Origin of the sequence: Vibrio sp. 10N.261.46.E11, assembly GCF_041472735.1 — a bacterium.
Taxonomy (GTDB): domain Bacteria; phylum Pseudomonadota; class Gammaproteobacteria; order Enterobacterales; family Vibrionaceae; genus Vibrio.
In genome coordinates, this window is the sequence record NZ_JBFRQW010000045.1 from 73,140 (window position 1) to 83,966 (window position 10,827).

Genomic DNA, 10,827 nt, shown 5'->3' on the forward strand with positions numbered 1-10,827 from the left:
CCTAAAATTGACCAAAAATCTTATTATCAACGTTTGATAGTTTAGTTTTGCTCAGTATAATTCATAGGTTAAAGTAAGTGCTTTTACCTCTATTACGAAGATAGGGAATAGAATTGCGAACCAACGACAGGGAATGCGGGCTTTGGTAGAAAGTACTTTTAGCGAAAACCGCCACCTATTCAGTTTGCCGTCGCTCAAGAAACACGCCTTAGGCGGGTCTTTTTTTGTCATGGTATTGCTATTCATTGGATTTCTTTTCTATACCACACTGACTTGGATGTGGGACGATCAGCGATTGCCTCTCTCCAAAATAGTACTGCAAGGCGACTTAACTTATGTAACAGCCGGTGATGTTCAACATGCCTTTAGCGAGCTAGAGCATATTGGAACATTCATGTCTCAAGATATTGGCGTGTTGCAACACAGTTTAGAAGCGTTGCCTTGGGTTTCTGTTGTCTCGATTCGTAAGCAGTGGCCAGACACAATAAAAGTATTTTTGACTGAGTATCATGCAGCAGCTATCTGGAATGGCAATATGCTGTTGAATGAAGATGGTCAGGTGTTTAATGGTGATATTGGCCTTTTGAAGGGTGATAGAGTTAAACTTTACGGTCCAGATGGCACTAGCCAACAAGTGATTGAAAAGTGGCGACAGATAACGCCTTTAATTAACAGCCTAGGGTTAACCGTTACCTCGCTCGTTCTCAATGAGCGTCGCGCCTGGCAAATCATTCTAGACAACGGTATTCGTTTAGAATTAGGTAAAGATTTTTTAGATGAGCGTGTTGAGCGCTTTATTTCGCTTTACAACGAATTAGGTAGTAAGGCGAATCAAGTGAGCTACATCGACCTCAGGTACGATACGGGAGCCGCTGTAGGCTGGTTTCCAGAGCAAGAGTTAGAAGAGAGTACAGATGACTAAGACCGCAGATGACAACATAATCGTTGGTCTTGATATAGGCACTGCGACCATATCAGCTCTAGTTGGTGAAATATTGCCTGATGGTCAAATCAATATCATTGGTTCTGGGCAAAGCCCATCCAGAGGTATGGATAAAGGTGGTGTAAACGACCTAGAGTCGGTAGTTAAGTCGGTTCAGCGAGCTATTGATCAAGCAGAGTTGATGGCGGAATGCCAAATCAGCAATGTATTTATCTCGCTATCGGGTAAACATATCGCAAGCCGAATTGAAAAAGGCATGGGCACTATCTCTGATGAAGAAGTGTCTCAAGACGATATGGATCGAGCGATCCATACCGCGAAATCAATTAAAATAGGTGATGAGCAGAGAATTCTGCACGTGATCCCACAAGAATTTACCATTGATTATCAAGAAGGGATTAAGAACCCACTTGGTTTATCTGGTGTTCGAATGGAAGTCAGTGTTCACCTAATTTCTTGCCATAGCGACATGGCGAGAAACATTATTAAAGCTGTTGAACGATGTGGGCTCACCGTAGAACAAATCGTGTTTTCAGGACTTGCCTCAAGTAATGCGGTAATTACTGACGACGAGAGAGAGCTTGGAGTCTGTGTTGTTGATATTGGTGCTGGTACGATGGATATTTCCATTTGGACTGGCGGCGCACTGCGACACACAGAAGTCTTTTCCTACGCAGGAAATGCAGTAACCAGTGATATTGCTTTCGCTTTCGGCACGCCCGTGAGCGATGCTGAAGAGATAAAAGTAAACCATGGTTGCGCTCTGAGTGAACTCGTAAGCAAGGATGATTCTGTTAACGTCCCTAGTGTAGGTGGTCGTCCATCGAGAAGTTTGCAAAGACAAACTTTATCGGAAGTGATTGAACCACGTTACACTGAACTTATGGGGCTCGTTAACCAAACTATTGATACGGTTCAATTACAGCTACGAGATGAAGGTATTAAACACCACCTTGCAGCTGGCATCGTTCTCACTGGTGGAGCGGCACAAATTGACGGATTGGTAGAGTGTGCGGAACGTGTTTTCCGCAATCAAGTTCGAGTTGGTAAGCCGTTAGAAGTTAGTGGCTTAACCGATTATGTTAAAGAGCCGTATCATTCTACGGCGGTTGGTTTACTTCATTACGCAAGAGATTGTCAGATCAGTGATGAAGGTGATTACAGTGAACCTAAGCGTTCAGCACCTTCTATGTCTGGTTTATTTGGTAAATTGCGTAATTGGATACAAAAAGAGTTTTAACCTGAGTTGCAGGAAAAAACGGAGATAACACATGTTTGAACCGATGATGGAAATGTCTGACGATGCAGTAATTAAAGTCGTTGGAGTTGGTGGCGGTGGCGGTAACGCTGTTGAGCACATGGTACGTGAATCAATCGAAGGCGTAGAATTCATCAGTGTTAACACTGATGCACAAGCCCTTCGTAAAACAAGCGTGAGCAGCGTGATCCAAATTGGTGGTGATATCACTAAAGGTTTGGGCGCTGGTGCAAACCCACAAGTAGGCCGTGATGCAGCTCTCGAAGATCGAGAAAGAATTAAAGAAGTTCTAACTGGCGCCGATATGGTATTTATCGCAGCTGGTATGGGCGGTGGTACGGGTACAGGTGCTGCTCCAGTTATTGCTGAAGTTGCGAAAGAGCTAGGTGTGCTAACGGTTGCTGTTGTAACTAAGCCATTTAGCTTCGAAGGCAAAAAGCGTTTAGCGTTTGCTGAGCAAGGCATCGAAGAGCTTTCTAAGCATGTGGATTCTTTGATTACGATTCCAAATGAAAAGCTACTTAAGGTACTTGGCCGCGGCGTCACTCTGCTAGAAGCTTTCGCAAGTGCAAATGATGTACTTAAAAATGCTGTACAAGGTATCGCTGAGCTAATTACTCGTCCAGGCATGATTAACGTCGATTTCGCGGATGTTCGCACCGTAATGTCAGAGATGGGTCATGCAATGATGGGTAGCGGTATCGCAAAAGGCGAAGACCGTGCTGAAGAAGCTGCTGAAACGGCAATTTCTAGCCCACTACTAGAAGACATCGACCTAGCTGGTGCTCGTGGCGTTCTTGTGAACATCACAGCGGGCCTAGATATGCGCTTGGATGAGTTCGAAACAGTAGGTAATACAGTTAAGGCATTCGCATCTGATAATGCAACAGTTGTGATTGGTACTTCTCTAGACCCTGATATGACGGATGAAATCCGTGTAACTGTTGTAGCAACAGGTATCGGCACAGAGAAAAAACCAGACATTACATTAGTTGCTGGTGGTAAAGCTAAGGTTGCACCAACTCCTCAACCACAGGTCGCGGCTCAAACTGCACCAAAAGTGGAAGATAAAGTGGCACAACCATTGCAAGAAAAAACTGAGGTAAAACCTCAAGTTAAGCCGCAGCCAACAACGTCACCTGTTTCTTCAGGTACAGGCGCTAGCCAAAGTGCAGCACCTAAAGCTGAGAAAGAGAGTGGATACTTAGATATTCCGGCATTCTTACGACGTCAGGCTGATTAGCAAATACCCAAAGTTTGACTATCGTCGAATTAATGGTAAAATTCGCGGTCGGTAAATACTGACCGTGATTTGTAGCACTGATAACGAGGCAAGCAGATGATCAGACAACGTACTCTGAAAGAAATTGTGAAAACAACTGGTGTGGGTCTCCACTCTGGTCGTAAAGTCACACTTACTCTTCGCCCGGCAGCTGCAAATACAGGTATTGTTTATCGTCGTACAGATGTAAATCCACCTGTAGATTTCCCAGCTGATCCAGCGTCAGTTCGTGACACTATGTTATGTACTGCTCTTGTTAATGACGAAGGCGTACGTATCTCTACAGTGGAACACCTTAACGCAGCTCTAGCGGGTATGGGTATCGACAACATTATTGTTGAAGTCGATGCTCCAGAGATCCCAATTATGGATGGCAGCGCAAGCCCATTCGTATACTTGCTACAGCAAGCGGGTGTAGAAACACTGAACGCAGCGAAACGTTTTATTCGAATCAAAAAGCCAATCCGTTTTGAAGATGGCGATAAGTGGGCAGAGTTTGTTCCATTTAACGGCTTCCGTATGGACTTCGAAATTGAGTTCAACCATCCAGCAATTGAATCTGATGAACAGCACCTGTTGTTTGATTTTTCTTCACAAGGCTTTGTGAAAGAAATTTCTCGTGCTCGTACCTTCGGCTTCATGCGTGATATTGAATACCTACAATCACAAAACTTGTGTTTGGGTGGTAGCTTTGATTGCGCAATAGTACTAGACGAATACCGAATTCTTAATGAAGAAGGTCTACGTTTCGAAAATGAGTTCGTAACGCACAAAGTGCTAGATGCGATTGGTGACCTTTACATGTGTGGACACGCTATTATCGGTGAGTTCCGTGCATACAAATCAGGTCACGGCCTAAATAATCAATTACTACGCGCAGTACTTGCTGATGCAGAAGCGTGGGAATGGGCAACGTTCGAAGAAGAAGTTGGCTCTCCTGTTGCGTTTGCTGAGCCAGGAATGGTTCTAGCGTAATTGTTGTTTACGACAATATAAGATTTTGAAAACCAGGTCATTGACCTGGTTTTTTTGTATCTATTTTCCAGATACAGTGTCGTCAGTATTTAAAATTTGCCTAGTATTTGGCTATAGTCTGGCTAATCCATCAACAATTAGAAAGAAAAGTACCAAGCACATCAAACAAATGGGGTTATAAATGGTCGTTGGTGTGAAAATTACTTACACTAGAGGGCATTAATTTTAACTGAAGCCTTGAAAACTCTACTCTCAAGTACAATATCAAAGATACTAGATTTATCTCAGTATCCTTGGTTAGTAACTAAAGACTAGTTTATAGCTAGTAGAGACTGACGGCATTTAAAATAGATCGCGGACGATCTGAGAACGAAGAGATTCCAAGCACATGATTACTAAGCTGCTGACAAAGGTAATTGGCAGTCGCAATGACAGAACACTGCGCCGCCTTAGAAAAATTGTAAAAGAAATTAATAACTTCGAACCAACGTTTGAAGCTCTTTCAGACGATGAACTAAAAGCAAAAACGGTTGAGTTTCGTGAGCGCTTAGATAAAGGCGAATCGTTAGATCAACTTCTACCTGAAGCATTCGCTACGGTACGTGAAGCGTCGAAGCGTGTTTACGGCATGCGTCATTTTGACGTGCAAATGATTGGTGGCATGGTGCTAAATGCTGGCCAAATTGCAGAGATGCGTACTGGTGAAGGTAAGACACTTACCGCAACCCTACCAGCTTATCTAAACGCGCTACCAAGCAAAGGTGTTCACGTAATAACGGTGAACGATTACCTAGCGAAGCGTGATGCGGAAACAAACCGCCCATTATTTGAATTCCTTGGCATGACGGTTGGCGTGAATGTGGCAAACATGGCTCCGCCAGAGAAAAAAGAAGCGTACCAAGCTGACATCCTATACGGAACAAACAACGAGTTTGGTTTTGATTACCTTCGTGACAACATGGCTTTCCGTGCTGAAGACCGAGTTCAACGTGAGCGCTTCTTTGCTGTAGTCGATGAGGTTGACTCAATCTTAATTGATGAAGCTCGTACTCCGTTAATTATCTCTGGCCCCGCTGAAGATAGTTCTGACCTTTATACGCGCATTAACACTCTAATTCCTTCTCTAGAGCGTCAAGATAAAGAAGATTCAGAAGAGTACCGTGGTGAAGGTCACTACACCATGGACGAAAAATCAAAACAGGTTCACCTGACTGAAAACGGTCAAGAATTTGTAGAAGAACTAATGGTCAAAAACGGCTTGATGGAAGAGGGTGACACGCTTTACTCGCCAACCAATATCAGCCTATTGCACCATGTGAATGCTGCGCTTCGTGCACACGTATTGTTTGAGAAAAACGTCGACTACATCGTTACTGACGAAGGCGAAGTGGTTATCGTTGATGAACATACTGGTCGTACTATGCCAGGTCGTCGTTGGTCTGAAGGTTTACACCAAGCTGTTGAAGCTAAAGAAGGTGTGAAGATTCAAAATGAAAACCAAACATTAGCATCGATCACATTCCAGAATTTCTTCCGTCTGTATGAAAAACTGTCAGGTATGACAGGTACTGCTGATACAGAAGCGTTCGAATTCCAGTCTATCTACGGCCTAGAAACGGTGGTTATCCCAACCAACAAGCCTATGGTTCGTAACGATATGCCAGATGTGGTTTATCGTACTGAAGAAGACAAGTTCAATGCGATCATTGAAGACATCAAAGACCGTGTAGCGGCTGGTCAGCCATCACTGGTTGGTACAGTTTCTATCGAGAAATCTGAACTGCTGTCTAACGCATTGAAAAAATCAAAAATTAAGCACAACGTTCTAAATGCTAAGTTTCATGAAATGGAAGCTGAGATCGTTGCACAAGCTGGTATGCCTGGTGCGGTAACTATCGCAACTAACATGGCCGGTCGTGGTACCGATATCGTGCTAGGTGGTAGCTGGCAGGCACAACTTGAGAAGATAGAGAACCCAACCAAAGAGCAGATCGAGAAGATCAAAGCTGATTGGAGAATCATTCACGATAAAGTACTTGAGTCAGGTGGTCTGCACATTATTGGTACTGAGCGTCATGAATCTCGCCGTATCGATAACCAGCTACGTGGTCGTTCTGGTCGTCAAGGTGATGCGGGTTCTTCTCGTTTCTACCTATCAATGGAAGATTCTCTACTACGTATATTTACGTCTGATCGTATGGCTGGTCTTATCCAAAGTGGTATGGACGAAGGCGAAGCGATTGAATCTAAGATGCTGTCTCGCTCAATTGAAAAAGCACAACGTAAAGTGGAAGGTCGTAACTTCGACATCCGTAAGCAGCTTCTTGAGTACGATGATGTAGCCAATGACCAACGTAAGGTTGTTTATGAGCTACGTGATGAACTGATGAGTTCAGATGACATCAGTGAAATGATCGAACACAACCGTGAAGATGTACTGGCGTCAGTTATTGATGAATACATCGCTCCTCAGTCTCTTGAAGATATGTGGGACATTGCGGGTCTGCAAGATCGTCTGAAGAATGACTTCGATCTAGACTTTGACATTCAAGGTTGGTTAGACGAAGACGACAAGCTTTATGAAGAAGCATTGCGTGAGCGCATTCTTGGTATGGCGGTTGATTCTTACAAACAGAAAGAAGAAGTGGTTGGTGCTCAAGTACTGCGTAACTTCGAGAAGTCTGTGATGCTACAAACGCTAGACGGCCTTTGGAAAGAGCACTTGGCTGCGATGGATCACCTTCGTCAAGGTATCCACTTACGTGGTTATGCTCAGAAGAACCCGAAACAAGAGTATAAGCGCGAGTCGTTTGAACTGTTTGAAGGCCTACTAGATGTACTGAAAACAGACGTTGTGACCATCCTTTCTAAAGTTCGTGTTCAGCAACAAGAAGAAGTTGAAAAGATGGAAGCTCAACGTCAAGCTCAAGCTGAACAAGCGGCGCGCCGTGCACAAGCACAACACGCAATGGCTGAAAACCAGCTAGCTGACGATGAAGCGGATGCGGCATCTCCACAAACGGTAGTACGTGATGAGCGTAAAGTGGGTCGTAACGAACCATGTCCATGTGGAAGTGGCAAAAAATATAAACAGTGTCACGGTAAAATAGACTAATGCTTTGCTGTAATGGCTGATAACTTCGTCGGCGATGCTCATTTACACTTGTAAACTCCGCGTCGCCTTCTCGTTCTCAACCAATACAGCTTTGCCTAAATATAGTTTTGATTAAAGAGTCGCTTAGGCGGCTCTTTTTGTATGTGAAAATAATAAGGTTTCGATAGCGTCATCCTCGAGAGTGAGATGCGAGCGAGTAGGGGATCTTTCGCACTAACAAAAGAGCAGATTCCCTATCTAATTCGTTCCTCATTGTAGGGAATGACGGTAGGGACATAGAAGGAACACCATCATATGAAAAGAATCCATATTGTAGCGGGCATTATCTTCAACCAAGATAAGTCACAAGTATTTATTACTAAGCGCCCAGATGATAAGCACAAAGGCGGTTTCTGGGAGTTTCCTGGCGGTAAAGTTGAAGTGGGTGAAACCATTGAACAAGCCATGACTCGTGAGTTGGATGAAGAGATCGGCATTAAAGTGACTGAGCAGTCTTTGTTTGAGCACCTTGAGTTTGATTACACGGACAAGTCGCTTAAGTTTGACTTCATCCTTGTGACCGACTTTGAACAGCAACCTTATGGCAAAGAAGGTCAGCAAGGTGAATGGGTAAGTCTTGAATCATTGAATCAATACACCTTCCCTGAAGCAAATGTGCCAATTTTAGAGCGAGTGGTAAAAGAGTTTTCGTAATTGCTAGCCTGAGTTTGAGATTGTTGTTAGTTTAAAGAGATTAATCGAATGAACGTTGCTGCAAGAGATAAGTGGCAACGGTAACCAAAACAATGGAGATATTCGCAGTGGTAAGAATTGCAATTGCAGGAGCAGCGGGCCGCATGGGTCGCAACTTGGTGAAAGCCGCTCATCATAATTCAGAAGCAAGTGTTGGTGCTGGCTCAGAGCGTCCAGAGTCATCTTTGGTCGGTGTTGATGTTGGCGAGTTATGTGGTGAAGGTCATTTTGATGTCGCGCTAGTGGATGACTTGTCTAAAGCCATCGAAGAGTTTGATGTGATTGTCGATTTTACTGCCCCTGTTAGCACATTAGCGAATATTGAACTTTGTAAACGTCACGGTAAAAAGCTAATCATCGGTACGACGGGTTTCTCTGAAGAAGAGAAACAGGTGATTGATGCGGCTTCAAAAGAGATGCCTATCGTAATGGCACCTAACTACAGTGTCGGTGTGAACCTTGTATTTAAGCTGTTAGAAAAGGCCGCTAAAGTGATGGGCGATTACTGTGATGTTGAGATCGTTGAGGCGCACCACCGCCATAAAGTCGATGCACCTTCTGGTACTGCGATTGGTATGGGCGAAGCGATTGCTGGTGCGATGGGCAACGAGCTGAACGATGTAGCTGTATGGTCACGCGAAGGTATTACTGGCGAGCGTACTAAAGATGAGATTGGTTTCGCGACGATTCGTGCCGGTGACATTATTGGTGAACACACCGCTATGTTTGCTGATATCGGTGAGCGAGTGGAAATTACCCATAAAGCCACTGATCGAATGACTTTCGCTAATGGCGCAATCAAGGCTGCAGTCTGGTTAAATGATAAACCAGCCGGCTTTTATACCATGACTGATGTCCTAGGTTTGAATGAGCTGTAAATAGATATTTATGCGCTGGCAATTGCCGGCGCTTTCTTTATTTGATACATTTCCCTTCGTAATATCCCTTTTACAAACCTCCCTATAGTTTCTTCTTATCGTCGATTTTATCTTATTTAACTGTCTTTTTTAATGCTTATAATGTGTTTTTTGTTTTAGGTCTTTAAATTACGATCTTTTCTCTTTGTATTTATCGATTGCGTTTTGTTGCTGATATTTTTATTACTCTATGGTTGGCTAAAATGAGGGGTGAAAATTAGAAAATCGTAATATTCGGCCGAAATGAGCATGAAAGTTGAACTTTTGAAGCTTTGATGGCGTAAATTGAATTAGTCCTTACAAATGTTTAATTTCTTTTGCGTTAAATGTTGACACGTATCACGCACATCACTAAAATACCGCCAATTTGTCTAATTTCCATAAACACGCAGTTTCTGGTGTTGCAGGAAGGTAGATTTGCAAATTAAATCAATTTTAATGCATTTTTATTTCTGGAGGTTGTCTTGAAGAAGTCAGCACTACTCGTCCTAGAAGATGGGACAGTATTTCACGGTGAAGCCATTGGCGCTGTAGGTTCTGCAGTTGGTGAAGTCGTTTTTAATACCTCGATGACGGGGTACCAAGAAATCCTCACTGATCCTTCCTATTCTCAACAAATCGTTACCCTTACTTACCCTCACATTGGCAATACCGGAACCAATTCCGAAGACGAAGAATCTTCTTCAATCCACGCTCAAGGCCTTGTGATTCGCGATCTCCCTCTAATCGCTTCTAGCTTCCGTAATGAACAATCCCTTTCTGATTACCTTAAGTCGCAAAACGTTGTTGGTATCGCTGATATCGATACTCGTAAGCTGACGCGTATTCTTCGTGAAAAAGGCGCACAGAACGGTTGCATCGTAGCGGGTAACAACCTAGACGAAGCTTTGGCTCTAGCTAAAGCAAAAGAATTCCCTGGCCTGAAAGGTATGGACCTTGCGAAAGAAGTTACAACAAAAGAAGCGTATCAATGGAAACAAGGTTCGTGGACGCTTACGGGTGGACTTCCTGAGGCGAAAGCAGACTCTGAATTGCCATACCACGTTGTTGCTTATGACTTCGGTGCAAAACGAAACATCCTACGAATGCTTGTTGACCGCGGCTGCCGCCTAACGGTTGTTCCAGCTGAAACTTCTGCTGAAGAAGTACTAGCTCTGAACCCAGACGGTGTTTTCCTTTCAAATGGCCCTGGTGACCCAGAACCATGTACTTACGCAATTGAAGCGACAAAAGTGTTCCTAGAAAAAGGCTTACCAATCTTCGGTATCTGTCTAGGTCACCAGATTCTTGCTCTTGCGTCAGGCGCTAAGACAGTGAAGATGAAGTTTGGTCACCACGGTGCAAACCACCCGGTTAAAGATTTAGATCGTGATGTTGTGATGATTACTTCGCAAAACCACGGCTTTGCTGCTGACGAAGAAACCCTTCCAGAGACACTACGTGCAACGCACAAATCACTATTTGATGGTTCTCTACAAGGTATTCACCGTACAGACAAACCAGCATTCAGCTTCCAAGGTCACCCTGAAGCAAGCCCAGGTCCAGAAGACGCAGCGCCGTTATTCGACCACTTTATTGAACTAATCAAACAGCACACAGCGTAAT

The 10,827-nt window shown here is 43.9% G+C and carries 8 protein-coding genes; all 8 read left to right on the forward strand.

Features of this window, described 5'->3' with window-relative positions:
- Positions 1-142 precede the first annotated feature (142 nt).
- Positions 143-922 (forward strand): cell division protein FtsQ/DivIB, encoded by a 780-nt coding sequence (locus AB4407_RS15210; RefSeq protein WP_065680328.1) that lies wholly within the window; start codon positions 143-145, stop codon positions 920-922.
- Positions 915-2,183: a cell division protein FtsA gene (gene ftsA, locus AB4407_RS15215; protein WP_372121139.1), complete on the forward strand. Its 1,269-nt coding sequence runs from the start codon at positions 915-917 to the stop codon at positions 2,181-2,183. Before AB4407_RS15210 ends, ftsA begins: the two co-directional genes overlap by 8 nt.
- Before the next feature lie 31 nt (positions 2,184-2,214).
- On the forward strand, positions 2,215-3,444 hold the full coding sequence (gene ftsZ / locus AB4407_RS15220; RefSeq protein ID WP_012603216.1) for a cell division protein FtsZ: 1,230 nt from the start codon (positions 2,215-2,217) through the stop codon (positions 3,442-3,444).
- Positions 3,445-3,540: 96 nt separating this feature from the next.
- Positions 3,541-4,458, forward strand: coding sequence for a UDP-3-O-acyl-N-acetylglucosamine deacetylase (gene lpxC, locus AB4407_RS15225; protein WP_009848388.1), 918 nt, complete (start codon positions 3,541-3,543; stop codon positions 4,456-4,458).
- Between the two features lie 388 nt (positions 4,459-4,846).
- Entirely contained in the window at positions 4,847-7,573 is a 2,727-nt protein-coding gene (secA, locus tag AB4407_RS15230) for a preprotein translocase subunit SecA (protein ID WP_372121140.1), read from the forward strand.
- Positions 7,574-7,867: 294 nt separating this feature from the next.
- Positions 7,868-8,266: an 8-oxo-dGTP diphosphatase MutT gene (gene mutT / locus AB4407_RS15235; RefSeq protein WP_372121141.1), complete on the forward strand. Its 399-nt coding sequence runs from the start codon at positions 7,868-7,870 to the stop codon at positions 8,264-8,266.
- A gap of 92 nt (positions 8,267-8,358) precedes the next feature.
- Positions 8,359-9,183, forward strand: a complete 825-nt coding sequence (gene dapB / locus AB4407_RS15240) for a 4-hydroxy-tetrahydrodipicolinate reductase (protein WP_372121142.1) — start codon at positions 8,359-8,361, stop codon at positions 9,181-9,183.
- A 503-nt stretch (positions 9,184-9,686) separates the two neighbouring features.
- Positions 9,687-10,826: a glutamine-hydrolyzing carbamoyl-phosphate synthase small subunit gene (gene carA, locus AB4407_RS15245; RefSeq protein ID WP_372121143.1), complete on the forward strand. Its 1,140-nt coding sequence runs from the start codon at positions 9,687-9,689 to the stop codon at positions 10,824-10,826.
- The last annotated feature ends 1 nt before the right edge of the window (position 10,827 follow it).